Source organism: Parahalioglobus pacificus, assembly GCF_014652275.1.
GTDB lineage: Bacteria > Pseudomonadota > Gammaproteobacteria > Pseudomonadales > Halieaceae > Parahalioglobus > Parahalioglobus pacificus.
The window spans coordinates 1446483-1461369 of sequence record NZ_BMYM01000001.1; the positions used below are offsets into that span (position 1 = coordinate 1446483).

The 14887-nt window shown below is 56.9% G+C and carries 9 protein-coding genes; 5 read left to right on the forward strand and 4 right to left on the reverse strand.

All coding sequences use genetic code 11. The annotated features are described in order from the left end of the window. Positions 1 to 158 precede the first annotated feature (158 nt). From IE089_RS06690 to IE089_RS06700, 3 genes are all read right to left on the reverse strand, one after another. The gene (locus IE089_RS06690) at positions 159 to 3005 is read right to left on the reverse strand and encodes a beta-helix domain-containing protein (RefSeq protein WP_189476515.1); all 2847 of its coding nucleotides are present in this window, start codon (positions 3003 to 3005) and stop codon (positions 159 to 161) included. Between the two features lie 83 nt (positions 3006 to 3088). Further along, the gene (locus tag IE089_RS06695) at positions 3089 to 6139 is read right to left on the reverse strand and encodes a TonB-dependent receptor (protein ID WP_189476519.1); all 3051 of its coding nucleotides are present in this window, start codon (positions 6137 to 6139) and stop codon (positions 3089 to 3091) included. Between the two features lie 270 nt (positions 6140 to 6409). After that, a complete protein-coding gene (locus tag IE089_RS06700; RefSeq protein WP_189476522.1) occupies positions 6410 to 7438 on the reverse strand; it encodes a helix-turn-helix domain-containing protein in 1029 nt (342 codons plus the stop codon). A 236-nt stretch (positions 7439 to 7674) separates the two neighbouring features. Here IE089_RS06700 and IE089_RS06705 point away from each other — a divergent pair, with 236 nt between their 5' ends. Beyond that, positions 7675 to 8970 carry an amidohydrolase family protein gene (locus IE089_RS06705; protein ID WP_229802618.1) on the forward strand — a complete coding sequence of 432 codons (1296 nt, stop codon included), beginning with the start codon at positions 7675 to 7677 and terminating at the stop codon, positions 8968 to 8970. Continuing rightward, the gene (locus tag IE089_RS06710) at positions 8967 to 10226 is read left to right on the forward strand and encodes a carbohydrate porin (protein ID WP_189476525.1); all 1260 of its coding nucleotides are present in this window, start codon (positions 8967 to 8969) and stop codon (positions 10224 to 10226) included. Before IE089_RS06705 ends, IE089_RS06710 begins: the two co-directional genes overlap by 4 nt. A 5-nt stretch (positions 10227 to 10231) precedes the next feature. Here IE089_RS06710 and IE089_RS06715 read toward each other — a convergent pair whose 3' ends face one another. Continuing rightward, complete coding sequence (locus tag IE089_RS06715) at positions 10232 to 12058, reverse strand: hypothetical protein (protein ID WP_189476528.1); 1827 nt, start codon at positions 12056 to 12058, stop codon at positions 10232 to 10234. Between the two features lie 81 nt (positions 12059 to 12139). Between IE089_RS06715 and IE089_RS06720 the strand changes: the two genes are divergently transcribed. The 3 genes from IE089_RS06720 to IE089_RS06730 are packed head-to-tail and all read left to right on the forward strand — an operon-like array spanning position 12140 to position 14864. After that, positions 12140 to 12334 carry a hypothetical protein gene (locus IE089_RS06720; RefSeq protein WP_189476531.1) on the forward strand — a complete coding sequence of 65 codons (195 nt, stop codon included), beginning with the start codon at positions 12140 to 12142 and terminating at the stop codon, positions 12332 to 12334. 9 nt (positions 12335 to 12343) lie between these two features. After that, positions 12344 to 14086 (forward strand): bifunctional ornithine lipid synthase OlsF, encoded by a 1743-nt coding sequence (olsF, locus tag IE089_RS06725; protein WP_189476534.1) that lies wholly within the window; start codon positions 12344 to 12346, stop codon positions 14084 to 14086. Beyond that, the gene (locus tag IE089_RS06730) at positions 14067 to 14864 is read left to right on the forward strand and encodes a UDP-2,3-diacylglucosamine diphosphatase (protein ID WP_189476536.1); all 798 of its coding nucleotides are present in this window, start codon (positions 14067 to 14069) and stop codon (positions 14862 to 14864) included. The genes olsF and IE089_RS06730 overlap by 20 nt, the downstream gene beginning before the upstream one ends. Positions 14865 to 14887 lie beyond the last annotated feature (23 nt).

The following is a 14887-nucleotide window of genomic DNA, read 5'->3' on the forward strand; positions in this document are numbered from 1 at the left end:
TGCTTTGCGAAGCCCCTCGCCGATGCTGTTCGTTAATACGCGGCGATCCAAAGTATCAGTTCAATGCAGGCTTTGGTGCACCGGACAAAATCTTGAAGGCAAAAAAAAACCGCGCCCAAGGACGCGGCTAATCTTACAAGAACAGGGTTTTTTTTGAATCAGTCCAGGGAGCCCGGAACAATCCAGCCAGCCCACCAGGCATCTTCGGGGCTTGTGCCCGGCTCAACGGCACCGATGAAGTCGGTATCGTCGAACTCAAAGCCAGAGCCGTTATCGACGGCAATGATGCCCGGTGCCATTACCGATGCTTCCGCGTCCGTGATCGCATAAGCCGCGTCCAGAGTCACGCCGGTGTTGGTGTCTTCGCCGGCGTTGTCTGCACTATCGGCGGCACGGCGGCTGTAGAAACCGTCCATACACTCACCCAGCACGTTAACCAGACCCACGGTGGAAGGCACGATGGTCGAACCGTCACCGTTGATATCTGCATCGTCGATGCGCACACAACCATTATCGAACTCTTTGACCGCCGTGTTGTAGATGGTGGTGGTCAGGGCACCGCGCAGACGCATGCCTGGCTGTGCACCCGCATCAGAGTCGGGGTTGTTGCTCACATCGCTACCGATCAGCAGGATATTGGCAAGTACCGCTTCGGTCTCGGGCACGTACTCATCGTCAGACGAGTTCGCCTCGATGCCGCGCGGGTCGTTAGAACCAGTGGGGCCAGGCTTGTTGGGGTTCTTACGCACAATGGCGTACTGGATGTTGCCCTTGAAGCCTTCGTCGAAGTCGATGTCGTCATCGTCGTTGTTGGTCAGAACGGCGTAGCGCACGTTCACAGTACCGCCGAACCACTCGATGCCATCATCCAGGTTACCGTGAACCTGCACGTACTCGATGGTGGTGCCATGACCCACACCCTGCAGGGTGAGACCATTCACTTCGTTATTGGGACCAGCCACCAGGCCACCCTCGGCGATAACCATATAGCGGATCTCACCGCTGTCGTCCGCGGGGTCATTACCGCCGTAATTGCCCACGAAGGTACCACCCTCACCGATAACGTTACATACGGTGCCAGAGCCAAAGCAGGGTCCAGTGCCGCCGGCACCGAACTGGGGTGCAAAGCCCTGAACGAGCACTCCGCCCCACTCACCTTCGCCGTCCAGATCGTCGTCGAGGCTTGAGAACACGATTGGGCTGGCTGCAGAGCCAATGGCATTTAGCTTGGAGCCGCGAGTAACGATCAGCGAACCGTCGTCGAAGGCCTTAACCTGAACACCAGCACGGATAGTCAGGGTAACGCCCGCATCCTTGATAGCTTGCACGTCGGCGTCACCTGCGACTTCACGGTTACCGTCACCGACCACCACGTCACCAGACAGGCGCCATTCGATACCAGAGATCAGCGTGTAATCCTGGTCGATAGTGCCGGAGAGGGTGCACACCTCGTTGCCGGCATCGCAGCTTACGAAGTCAGCGGGCTCAACTTCTTCTGACTCGCCCACGGTGTCTGGCAGAGTCCAGCCTTCCCACCAGCCGCTGGAGGCAGCAGGATCAACCGCACCGACGTAGGCAGTCTGGTCGAACATGAAGCCCGAGCCATTGTTGACTGCATTGATCACGGGTGCAGAGTCGAGAACAGCTTCGGACTCGTTGATCGCCAGTGTGTTGCTGTAAGTCAGGGTCAGCAGTTCTACATTGTCTTCAACGTCGGCATCACGCTTGTTGTAGATACCGTCTCGACAGTCATTGAGAACGTTGATCAGAGACACATTGGAGGGGATGATGACACTGCCGTCGCCGTTCACGTCGGCATCATCAATGCGGTGACAGCCTTCGTTGAACTCGGCTACAGACGAGTTGAAGATGCTCACCGTAACCGCACCACGAAGGCGAGTACCCGGCTGTGGACCGGCATCAGAGTCTTCGTTGTTGTTCAGGTCACTACCAATGATTGTCACGTTGGCAATGACTGCTTCAGTCTCAGGCACGTACTCGTCGTCTGAAGAGTTCGCCTCAATCGCGCGAGGGTCGTTAGAGCCGGTAGGTGCGTCCTTGTCCTTGGCCTTCTCAACAATCGCGTACTGAATGTTGCCCTGGTAACCCTCATCGAAATCGATGTCGTCATCGTCGTTACCGGTCAGTACCAGGTAGCGCGCGTCCACCGTACCGCCGAACCACTCGACACCGTCGTCCAGGTTGTTGTGGACCTGAACGTATTCAACGGTAGTGCCATGGCCGACGCCCTGCAGCGTGAGGCCATTCACTTCGTTGTTGGGTCCAGCTACCAGACCGCCTTCGGCGATGCGGACGTAGCGGACTGTACCGCTGTTGTCGTCAGGCTCATTACCACCGTAGTTACCCACGAAGGTTCCGCCCTCACCGATAACGTTACAGACAGTGCCCTCGCCAAAACAGGCGCCTGTGCCGCCTGGACCGAACTGGGGTGCGAAACCTTGTACAAGCACCCCGCCCCACTCGCCGAGACCGTCGAAACCGTCGTCCAGCGAGCTGAAGGTAATCGGTGCCGCTGCCGTACCGTTGGCTTCAAGTCGCGAGCCGCGAGTGATGATCAGGGAGCCGTCATCGAACGCTTTGATATCCGCGCCCGCTTCGACTTCCAGCACCACGCCTGCGTCCTTAACTGCCTGGACATCGGCGTCATCCAGCACTTCGCGGTTACCGTCACCGACAACCACGTCGCCGGACAGGCGCCACTCAACGCCCGCTCCGAGTCGGTAATCTTCAAGTACGGAGCCTGACAGCGTGCCGACTGAACAGTCGTCATTGAACTCGACAAAGTCAGCCTCCACAACGGAATCGCAGTCTCCGTCGCCGTCTCCGTCGCCGTCGCCGTCGCCATCACCGTCTCCATCACCGTCTCCGTCGCCGTCTCCACCTGGTGGTGGTACGACGATAGTTACGTCGTCACCCTCATCTCCCGAACAACCCACAAGGGTCGTAAAGACAAGGAGGAACGCTATCAATAGCTCTTTCTTCATGATGTTTCCCTTACCCTTCTAAAAAATGCGAAATCGCAACCCTGAAAAATATTCATCAAACGCCGACAAGCCGACGTCATCCCCTAGAAAAACTGGTAGGTCAGACCCACCTGAAACGTGGTTCCTGTCTCGAAACTCTCGATGGTGTTGCCGTTCTGCACAAACTCGAACTCATCGTTCAGCAGATTGTTAATCTGCGCACTCAAAGTGAGTGCTTCGCCAAACATCTTCGAGTAGGTGATGTCGACAATGATCCGGCCGGACTCAATCTCCGGTCCATTCTGCGTACCACGCGCCACACGGAAGATGCGATCGTCGAAATAGTTCACCAGCAAGGTCACTTTCTGCTCGGTGGGATAGTGATCGAAACCCAGCTGAACATTTGCCAGCCACTCCGACTGCCCCTGCAGCACACGTCCGTTGGCGGACTCACCCTCGAGACGGATCGAATCTTCCGAGAGCTCCACTTCCGAGTCGATGTAAGACACGTTACCGCCTAGGAACAGCAGGTACTCGTCTTCATCGAGCAGGTTCTTGGTGGCATCCAGTTCAATACCGAACAGATCGGCAGAATCCTGGTTGCGGAAGGTGATACCGCGCGCCGCTGAACCCGATGCATCCGGAATCGCACGCTCGATAGGCTGATCAATTTCCTTGGCAAAAACTGCCAGAGAAATGCTCTCGGTATCAGAGAAGTAGTACTCGAGACGCGCGTCCAGGTTTTCAATGGTTGAGACCTGCAGGTTCGGGTTACCGAAAATCGGGTCGTCGGTGAACGGGTCGAAGGAAATCGACTCGGAACGCTCAATCAGGCCGGGGTAGGAGGCCGTTTCGCTGTAACCGACTCGGAACTGCCAATCGTCCAACGGACGCCAGGTCGCGCTGATCGCCGGGTACCAGTCATCGAAATTCAGCTCGTTGGATGAATCCGGCTCATTCGGGTAGTCCAGCGTCTGGCTGAAGTCCTCGAAGCGAGCACCGATGCCAAAGAACCAGGCGTCGCCTAAATCAGTGTTGGCATTCAGGTAATAGGCCTGAATCTCCTCTGTTGAATCGTAAGAATCAGTCTGGGTGGTATTGGCCGCCAGACGGAAGCGGTCCACGACAAAGTTCTGGTACGACAGGATCTCTTCAAGGTCTTGGTCGATGCCCAGGTCCACGTCTCGGAAATCGCCCTGACGTATGCCGAAACGGTACTGTTCGACGGTACGGTCTTTGTCGGACCAAAGGAGGCCAGCCTGCAGTTCCGTGGTGTTGTAGTCACCCCAGTCGATCGGCAGCTTATAGTCGAAGCCAAGGTCGATGCTGTCTTCAACCAGGTCTGACCAGCGCCGCTCAAAGGCCGAGGTCGACAGGTTATTGTTGAAGTAACTGTACTGGCGACGATCCGGCTCGTATCGGTCTGTACGAGAGTACGCGGCGCGCCAGTCGAATATATGCAAGCCGATATCGGACTCAAGCTCATTATGACCGGTAAACGCCTGGGAGAAGAATTGGCGCTCTACGTATTCGAGGATCGCGCTGGTGATTGCGTTGCCCTCCCGCCCATCGATGCCCGATTCGAGACGGGTTACATCGTCGGTAGCGCGGAGAATGCTGGTTTTGCTAAGAACCTCGTCGGCCAGGCCGTATTCAAGACCAGTCACAAAGTAACCATTCAGGGCCACAGTTTCGCGGGTCCGGCGATACTCACCCTGTGTCTCGAGGGGGTTACTCAACTCAGCATCACCACGATCATCGGTCTCGCGGCTGTAGTTGAGTGCGCCGTAGTAGCCCCACTCATTGTCGCCGGCAGGCAGGCGATCACCGTAGGCCCACCCCGCACTAACGTCTGGCAGGGCCTGCTTGTCACGAACGTTGTAATCATCCTGGAACTGCACAGCCAGCGCCGCGGCATCCAGCTGTGACGTACAGCGCTCAGGGTCAATCGCGGGATCACAGATTGTCAGTGACTGACCGCCGTCGGTGGCATTCACAACACGGTTGGGTAGGTCGCGTAAACCGTTGTCAAAGCCCAGCCACTCGGTCTCGCTGGAGCGATGCGCCAAGACGTCATCGCCCGTGAAATCGAAGTTATACGCGAGGTCGCCGGAGACCTGGTTGATCTTCTCGTCGGGGAGGCCCTTGGTATTGATCTTGATGGAGCCGCCCGTGGTCGTTGCCAGCTGATCGGGCGTGTAGGACTTCTGGATTTCGATGCCGCCCAGAATATTGGTCGGGAACAGGTCCAACTGCACGTCGCGGCGCTGCGGGTCGGTACTGGGCATCAACAGGCCGTTCAGTGTTGCCGAGATATACCGTCCGTCCAGACCGCGTACGGTGGCGTACTTACTGTCTGTTACCGATACACCTGCCACACGCACCAGGGCTGAGGCGACATCGCTGTCGCCGAAGCGCTGCAGCTGTTCGATATCAATCGCGTTGGTGATGGAGGTCGCGAAGCGCTCAATGCCCTCTGAGGTGTCGGTTGGGTTGAATACGCCGAGAACAACAACCTCTTCCAATTGCGTGGATGGCAGCTGTACCGCCACAGCGTCACTCTCAGCGGCGTACATAGTGACGCCAGCCGTAACGCCGGTGTCGGCAAGCACGCGCACATTGGGAATGTCGACTGACCGGTAGTCCGGTGCAACTACACGCACATCGTAGGCGCCGCGCGGAAGCTCCAGCACGTAAACGCCATCGCTATCAGTGGCTGTGCTTGCATCGACGCCCTCGGCAATGATGTTGGCGCCGACCACGGGGGCGCCCACGGTATTTTTCACCGTGCCGGTAATAAACCCTGTCGCTGCAACGTCACCTACCGCAAAGCGTTTTACGCTGACGACAGGCTCATCACCTGTGCTCGCTGTGAAAGTGACAACAATCTCCACGTCCTCATCGGCGCCGGAACTGAAAGCAACAGGGAAGGTCAGGTCATCGTCCGACAAACCCAACACGTGCTCGCCGGCAGTCAGCGGTGCTGAGATGCGGCCATTGCCATCAGTTTCGCCGATGGGTGTGTCGTCCAGGGTCACCGTGACTCCGCGCAGGGGGGCCTCGTCCAGGAAAACCATAAGGTATGCATCGGCGGCAATAGCGCGGGATGCAGTAAAGAGCAGCAGTAGTCCTAGCGTAACTGCGATTTTCTTCATGTCAGGGGAAGCCTTCTGGTCCAAAAGTGATTCGGTTCTTGGTGCACACGGCACGCTGCATTGGCTGGACAGGTACCAGACAACGCTTGATTGAGCGCATCCTATGAGGCGGAAGTGACAGAAATGTGATTGAAATGTGTCAGTTGTGTGACAAGAGCGCAGCATGCAGGACGAGGCAACAACGCTAAGTCGCTCACAGATCAGCTGAATGAATCAATAGCAGGAACAGGCCCACACAAGTGCGGCACCTGCATTACCATGGTGTGGCGACTAGGGTCTTAGACTTTTACTCACGAAGCGATTTCGATAGTCGGTGGGGGTACTCCCCGCCCAGCGCCTGAAAGCACGTGTGAAAACCGTGGGGTCGCGATAGCCCAGGCTTTCGCTGATGTCAGCCACGGAGTGCTTCCCCTCCCTTAGCAGGGCCTCGGCACGCAATTGCCGCAGCTGATCCAGCTCGGTCTTCAACGAGGTACCCATATCGCTAAGGCGCCGTACCAAGGTTCGTTTGCTAATGCCGCACAGCTCCGCGACATGGTCCGCATCGAGGCCAGGCTCATGCAGGTGTTTTTCCAACACGTAACGCAGGGCTGCCAAGGTGTCGGAAGGTGCCCGATTGCGGGCGAAAATCCGTGCGTCGTCTGCCGCGCTGGCACGGAGCTGCGGCGCCAGCAGCAGCCATGTGCTGGGGAACGACACACTGAAACCGCTGGTATTCGCGCCAGCCACCCTGATGTCCCAATGCCCTGGGGGAAATACCTCGGGGTCACACACTTGCACGAGCACGTTATGCCCCGCCCAATTGCCGCCCATCGCCTGCCGCAAAATAGACAGAATGTACGCAGCGCCGAAACCGTCGTTGTGACGCGGCAGCCTGCCGCCATCAGTGACGCGCCTTTCGGTAAAGATGGTTCTGCTACCCCGGGTTTCCAGCTTGAATTCCACTGAATTCGCATCGCGGTAGGCGTCAATGGAGAAGCGCAGCAGTAGATCACCCACCGATTGTGCCTGCCGCGCTGCATCGGCCATCGGCGACCATTCAAACGGGTTCAAGGAAGTACCCAGGTTCACACCGCAGTGCGGATCTCCCGTGAGCTCGGCCAGAGTCTCCACCAGGTCGTACATCACGGCGGCGGTCACGAACTGTTCCTGGTCTCCAAAGCTGGCCTCCGACAGGCAATAGGGTTCGAGGCTTGCCTGTACACGCTTACCACTGCGAAGCGCCGCATCAAGAAAGGGCTGCGCAAGAGCGAGACGCACCATGGGCAGTTGCAATTTTTCCCGCGCCTGTGACGCCATAAGCCGTGAATCCTATACCGGGGTTGTCTCGGCAGTGTAAACCAATTTCAGACAATTCGAGCCAAACAGACTGCTTAATGGCGCTAATCGCCAACACGCACAGGCTGAATTGAAGCTATAGTCTTCCCTAATAATTCACTCGGATGTAGGGGCATAACATCATGAAATAGCTAGTTATTACTCTGGTCGCACTGTTCACACCGGCCATCAGCGCGCAGGAAACGGCCGCACCGCAGGTGCTGTTCACGAACGTTCATGTTTTCGACGGGGTTAACGAGCGCCGGATAGAAAACGCCAGCGTGCTGGTGGAAGGCAACAAGATCAAAACCGTCAGCAAGGGGGCCATTGAGGCGCCCGGCGCACAAGTTGTTGACGGGGGCGGCCGCACCCTGCTGCCCGGCTTTATCGAGGCACACGCCCACCTAATGCTGATGGGCCCGAGCCTGCCCGCCATGGAAGCAAACACCACCTGGGAAGACTTTGGCATCCACGGCACTCGCATGGCCGAGATGTACCTGATGCAGGGCTTTACCACCGTGCGCGATGCAGGCGGGGCCAATGGCGGCCTACGGAGGGCCATCGACTCCGGGGCCATCGTCGGTCCGCGCTTTTACACCTCGGCAGCGTTCCTGGGCACGCGCGGCGGGCATGCCGACTTCGCCAACTTTACCTCCCCCGTGGGCGAGTCTACGAACTTTAGTCGTCTTAACATGGCGCAAGAGGTCGACAACGTTGCGGACGTGCAAAAGTTCGGTCGCAACAATTTCCGCATGGGTGCCACACAATTGAAGTACATGCAGTCCGGTGGGGTTGTCTCGGCGTTTGATCCTTGGCAACTATTGGCCGGCTCGCAGGCGGAGATCGAAGCCGCCGTGCAGGTTGCTAACGAGTACGGCAGCTACGTGATGGCGCACTCTTACCGCAAAGAGGCCATGATGAGCGCATTGGAAGCCGGTGTTAAATCCATCGAGCACGGCTTCTCCTTTGACTGCGAAGTTGCCAAGGTTATGAAGCAGAAAGGCGCCTTCATCACAACCAATCTAACCGCCTTTGACCCAGGCCTGCTGGACATTCCCGCGGTAGCCAATGTTCCCTCCAGTCTCGCCAAAGCAAAGTCAGCATCCGCGACCTTTGCCGGCTATATCGACAATATGAAGAAGTGCCCGGTCAAGCGTGCGGCCCAAACGGACTGTGTGGGCTCAGTCACCGCCTGCAACATTCAGATCGCGTACGAAAAACACCTCAATAACGAGTTCTTCGGCCCGCACACCTCGCTGGTAACCATGACCTCGACAGGTGGAGAACTGGTGGCGTTGTCCGGAGACTTTATGAACCCTTACCCAGAGGGCAAGCTAGGCGTGATCGAGGAAGGCGCCTATGCCGACATCCTGATCGTCGACGGCAACCCGCTAGAGGACTTCAGCGTTGTAGGCACCGGCACACAATGGTTTGGTGCCGATCCCAGGCCCGATAGCCCGGAGACGCTGCGTGTCATCATGAAGGACGGAAAAATCTATAAGAACACGCTATGAGGCACTGGAGAAACAGTGCGTGTGCTTGCGCTCTTCTCTCGTCGACGTCCACGCTTGCGGTCGAGCAGCCCTCCCCCGGCTTTGGGGGACCGGATGCGGTCGAGCAGACACTGCAGACGGACCGCGCTGAGAAAGACAGTTTCATTGAGGCGGAAATATTCAAACCGCTGGAAGACTGGCAACAGCGCCTTGAGGACAACCACGGCTTCAGTATCGGCGCGGACTACTCCTTCGTCACACTGGGGGCCAGCGACGTTATCGATGACGCAGACGACACCGCCAGCAGTGGCATGCTACGTGTCTTCGGCCGTTGGAATCTCACTGGCAGCGGCGCGGAGAGTTCTGGCGCGCTGGTCTACAAGCTGGAACATCGCCACAGCTATGGCGATTCTGCGCCCAGCGATTTTTACCTGGGGAATGTGGGATACGTTGGCCTGACTGCCCCACCTTTCAGCGATCAGGGCACACGCTGGAGCAACCTGTATTGGCGTCAAAGCATCAACAGTGGAAAGACGGTGCTGTTGGGGGGCTTTCTGGATGTCACCGACTTCGTGGATGTTTACGGGCTCGCAAGCCCCTGGCTGCACTTCATAAATCTGGCATTCTCCACAGGCTCAGGCAGCATTGATCTGCCCAGTGACGCCAGTCTGGGCATCGCCGGCGGTCACATCTTCGATAACAATGTGTACGTTATTGGCAGCGTGGTTGATCGCAATGGCGACCCCACTGAAATTCAGGACGGCTTCGATACGTTCTTCGGCGACAACGAGTATTTCAGCAGCATCGAGATCGGACATACCAGCTCGCACTCCCGAATTGCATTGGATAACGTGCACCTGACGATGTGGCATGCCGATGCGCGCGAGGATGCCGGCGCACCCTCCGGTTGGGGAGCGAACTTCTCCTGGTCCAGCTACATCAATGATCAATGGATGCCCTTTCTCCGCGCGGGTTATACGGATGACGGCGGTTCACTGCTGGAAAAGACGCTCAGTGTAGGATTTGCCTACCAGCCCGGCGGTGGCACAGACACACCAGGCAACCTCATGGGCGCCGCAATCAATTGGGGCGAAGTCAACGAGAACGCATTCGGCCCTGGTCTTGATGATCAGTACACCTTCGAGGCTTTCTACCGCTGGCAACTCACACGCAAATTTGCCCTGACGCTGGATTACCAGTACCTACAGGACCCGGCGCTCAATGCGGATGAGGACAGCTCACACGTGTTGTCACTGCGCGGTCGCTTTGCACTCTAGGAACGTTACTGGAGCGAAAATACGCCATCGTTCAATAGCGCATCAATTTTGAGAAAGGCATCCACCGCGTGCTGGGTGGAATCGACACGCACACGATTGTTTGCGACGCTCACCCGCAACGCGCCCTCCACACAGTCTCGGCAAGGCACGAAGTACATACGCTCGCCGCGATACTGCAAGTTGTCGAGATTGGATAACGCCATACGCAGTGCATCCGAATACAAGCTAACACGCAGGTCGTCGCCCTGCTGGTGGGCTGTGTGCAACGCGTGCGCCACCCCCTCCATATACACCGCGTCGGAGCTTGCGTGCGGGCTGCCATACTGGGGTGTTTCCGGATTGTAAAAGCGGCCCCGATACTGCGGATGAGATGCACCCGAGTCCAATAGCTCCAGCAACTTATCGGTGAGCGTGAAAACAGCCGCCGGATACCGTTCATCACCAGTCAATGCATAGAGCGCACGCAGCGATTGCACATGCCAGGGCACATAGGCCGGGTAATAGTTTTCTTCCAGGTCATCCACATAGCGCTGCAGATACACATCCTGCAAAGCCACCGTCCTGGCCAGTACTGGCGCATCATCCGCTCGCTGTGCGTACTCCGCCAGCGCCAGCAGCGCCTCACCACTGTAAAACGTGAGTAAGCGCTGCTCATCGAAAGCGTAGTCCGGTTCTATATACCAGGCCCGAAACCCTTGTCTGCCCGCATCCAGAGAAAGAATACCGTTCACTAATGCGCGCGCCTGCTCGGCATACTCTTCATAGAAGGGGCTGTACACCAACGTGCGCAGCGCCATGGCCATCGCCCCCAATTTGGACTTGTCCCGAAAGACGATGTAGCCCTCGCCGTTCGACTCCCAGTACCAGTGGGTGAACATGTAGTTCAGATTGTCGCGGTGGGCCGCGAGCAGCGCCGGTTGCTCACTCGCGAGCTCCGCCAGCGTTCGTGAGGCCATCAACTGCCTGAGCACATTGTCGCGGGATGCAGGCCATCGATCGCGTGCAGGCAAGTAGAGATACCTGAAGTCGCCCGATGGCTTTTGAGACGCGAGCAGCCACTGCTGTGCCCGGTTGCCTAACGCCCTGTAGTCGTCATGATTGACGACCGCATCGGCAGAGAAAGTGTTGCCCATGGCGTACTTGACCACCTCAGAGCCCGCCCCCGAAAAGTGGTCGACCCGGTAGTAGTAACGGCTGATAGCCGATTCCGTGCTACCGGCACTAATCAGCGATCCGTCGATCACTTGCAGTAGTTTCTCCTCGCTGAGGTTGGCCTCCACCGCATAAGCACCGTAGTAGTTAGCCGTGGCCTCGGCCATCACACTGAGCCCATGCAGGCCGTGGATATAGCCACCGCCGGTCATAGGCCTGTCTCTACCCATCACGTGCAAATGGATATCAAGCTCATCCGCTGTCGCTGCCCTACTCAACTGCGTCGTATCCGCAAGCCTGGCGGCTTTTTCTGCGGCGCTCAAAACGTTTTGAGTAAGGCTTTTCCCATGCGCCCAGGCTGACGCAATTCGCTGCCTCTGATGCCAGGCCACTACGTAGACACGATGCTCCGCATCGGCGAGCACCGGCTGAATCGCCGCATCGCTTTGGCCGGTCCCAGTCATTGCGTCCAGTAGAGATGCCCGCGCGAGCGCCAACAATTGTTGCCTCTGTGTATCAGACAATCGCGGCAACTCATGTGCGGGCCCCGCAAAGGGGCTGGGCGTTGATGTCACAGAAGTCTGCCCCCAGGGCAGGGACAGTTGACCTGACACCGCCAGAACCACCAGCGAAAGCAATCCCGCATAGATAAGCACGCGTAGCACGCTGGCTTTGGTCATAAATCTTTCACCGTAGTGTCGTTTCTCTGCAATCAGCAGCACGCATGCTGCCGCCAATCTCTTGGTACGGAGCTAATTGAGATGCCTAATCATATCGACTCTGTTGTGGATGTGGCGAAGAAAAAAATGCGCGAGGAAATCGATCAACAGGTCGAACTATTCCTAAAGAGAGGTGGCCGAATCGATGTCCTATTGCCACCAGAACCTGCGGCCCGCCATGAGCGGGGTTCTGTCTGGCACAGTCCGAACGAATTCGCGGACGTGCGGGACGACTAGGGCAACCCAATGTTTGACGTCAAAGAGATAATCCAAACACGGTTCCCAGCATTCTCACAGCGTCATGCCCGCACCGCACGCATCCTTTCAAGATTTCTATCACTACTGTTTTACGAAACACGTTTCCAGCAATTCGAGCGCAACTACCCTCATTTGGAGGGCTTAGACTTTGTTGAGCAAACACTGCGTTACTTCGACTTCAGACTGCGCGTGCGCGAGGACGAGCGCGCACGAATTCCTGCGACAGGTCGCGTTGTAATCGCAGCGAATCACCCCATTGGCTCACTGGACGGTCTGTCTTTGCTGCACCTGGTGCGTCAGGTCAGGGCTGACGTGAAAGTCGTTGCGAACGAATTGCTGTCTGAGGTGAAGCCTTTACACCCACTGCTGCTGCCAGTGAACAACATGGGCGGGCAGACAGCGCGTAACAACCTCAAAAACATCAAAGCGCACCTGGAGTCAGAGGGTGCGCTGATTATCTTCCCTGCCGGTGAGGTATCACGTCTGGGGTCCAAGGGCGTCAAGGACGGTGAGTGGCACAGCGGATTTGTGAAGATGGCTCGCACCGCGGGCGCACCGATTCTTCCCGTTTATGTTGCCGGACGTAACTCGCTATTTTTCTATAGCCTGTCTGCGCTTGCTAAGCCACTTTCCACACTCTGGCTTATTCGGGAGATGTTCAAGCAGAGCCATAACACCATCGATGCGCGAATAGGCAGACCCGTTACGCAAGAAATCTACGATGCTAACCAGTTCTCTGCGAAGCAACTTGCTCGGATGTTCCGCAAACATGTGTACCGCATGGCGCGGGATGGCAAGCCAATTTTCCGCTCTGTTGATACTGTCGCCGCGCCCGAGAACAGGCAACTCCTCAATCGGGAACTGCTTGCCAGCGAACGCTTGGGACAAACTCGGGACGGCAAACATATCTACCTGTGCAGAATGGGCAGTGCCCCATGCGTGATGCGTGAAATTGGTCGCTTGCGAGAAATTGCTTTTCGCAGCGTAGGCGAAGGTTCAGGGCTGCCCAGGGATATCGACCGATATGATGCCACCTACCTGCAACTGGTGTTGTGGGACAGTGAGGCCCTGGAGATCGCCGGTGCCTATCGCATCGGTGATGCCAAACAAATTATCGCACGGCAGGGGCTCGACGGGCTGTATACGCAGTCGCTTTTCCGTTTTGGCGAGAGCACAGTGCCTTATCTTGAACATGGCCTGGAGCTGGGACGCAGTTTTGTGCAACCCCGGTACCAGAACAAGAACAGCCTTGACTACCTCTGGTATGGAATCGGTGCCTACCTTGGCAAATACCCCCATTATCGCTATTTGTATGGGCCAGCCTCGATCAGCCGCTACTATGGTAGGGAAGGCATTGCCATGCTGGCCCACTACTTCTCCGGCTATTACAACAGTCTCCCCGTGGATGTGTCAGCCCGAGATCCGTTCGTCGTCGACGCAGAACTCAGCGAAAAGCTGGCGCGGACGTTCTCCGGTGAACATCGGGAGCAGGACTTCAAAACCTTGAAGCGCGCGCTCAAAGAACGCGGGCTACCTGTTCCACCGTTGTATAAACATTATTCTCAGGCGACAGATACCGACGGCGTTACTTTCACGGCTTTCAATATTGATCGTGATTTCGGTGATTGTGTGGACGGATTTGTAATCGCAGACCTGGAACGTCTCACTGAAAAAAAACGGCAACGCTATCTCTCAGGGGAGGATAACGACAATGGAGGCAATACGGACTGACGGTAAGATTAGCTGCCGTACTTTATGGATTTCAGACGTACACCTGGGCAGTGTACACAGCAAAGCAGAAAGCCTGCTGCAGTTGCTCAAGCGCGTGGAATGCGAGCGCTTGTATCTGGTCGGCGACATCGTCGATGTGTGGGCGATGCACAAACGTGTCTATTGGCCTGAGGCGCACAATCGGGTACTGCGACAAATACTAAAAATGTCCAAACGTCAGGTGGACGTTATTTACATCCCGGGCAATCACGACCAAAACTTCCGCGAGTTCTGCGGCAGCGAATTCGGCAACATCACCATACACAAACAGGTGGAGCACAAGACGCTTGCTGGCAAGCGTATGCTGGTGATGCACGGTGATGAATTCGATTATGCCGTTCGCTACTCACGCCTGAATCGCTGGATCGGCGACATTGGCTACGATCTACTGATGTGGTTCAACCGGTATATCAATCGCGCCCGAGAAGCACTGGGTAAACCCTATTGGTCTCTGGCCAAATGGGTAAAGGTCAATATTTCACAGGCTGGCGATGCCATACTGGCCTACCAGCGGGCAGCTGCCCACTTTGCCCGCGACAACCGCTTTGACGGAATCATCTGTGGTCACCTGCACTATCCTGTTATCAGCGAGATCGACGGGGTGACGTACTGCAACGACGGCGACTGGGTCGAGAATTGCACCGCTTTGGTTGAAGATTGGGAGGGTGCTCTGCACCTGGTGAAAGGGTTACCCGTTATGGAAGATAGTTCGGAACTGGTGCTGGCGAAGGCGCAATAAGCACAGTGCTGCCGCCGGTGGCC

Bases quoted from the DNA above. Each gene is read 5' to 3' on its own strand.
- IE089_RS06690 (WP_189476515.1), bottom strand. From the start codon at position 3,005: ATGAAGAAAGAGCTATTGATAGCGTTCCTCCTTGTCTTTACGACCCTT.
- IE089_RS06695 (WP_189476519.1), bottom strand. From the start codon at position 6,139: ATGAAGAAAATCGCAGTTACGCTAGGACTACTGCTGCTCTTTACTGCA.
- IE089_RS06700 (WP_189476522.1), bottom strand. From the start codon at position 7,438: ATGGCGTCACAGGCGCGGGAAAAATTGCAACTGCCCATGGTGCGTCTC.
- IE089_RS06710 (WP_189476525.1), top strand. From the start codon at position 8,967: ATGAGGCACTGGAGAAACAGTGCGTGTGCTTGCGCTCTTCTCTCGTCG.
- IE089_RS06715 (WP_189476528.1), bottom strand. From the start codon at position 12,058: ATGACCAAAGCCAGCGTGCTACGCGTGCTTATCTATGCGGGATTGCTT.
- IE089_RS06720 (WP_189476531.1), top strand. From the start codon at position 12,140: ATGCCTAATCATATCGACTCTGTTGTGGATGTGGCGAAGAAAAAAATG.
- olsF (WP_189476534.1), top strand. From the start codon at position 12,344: ATGTTTGACGTCAAAGAGATAATCCAAACACGGTTCCCAGCATTCTCA.
- IE089_RS06730 (WP_189476536.1), top strand. From the start codon at position 14,067: ATGGAGGCAATACGGACTGACGGTAAGATTAGCTGCCGTACTTTATGG.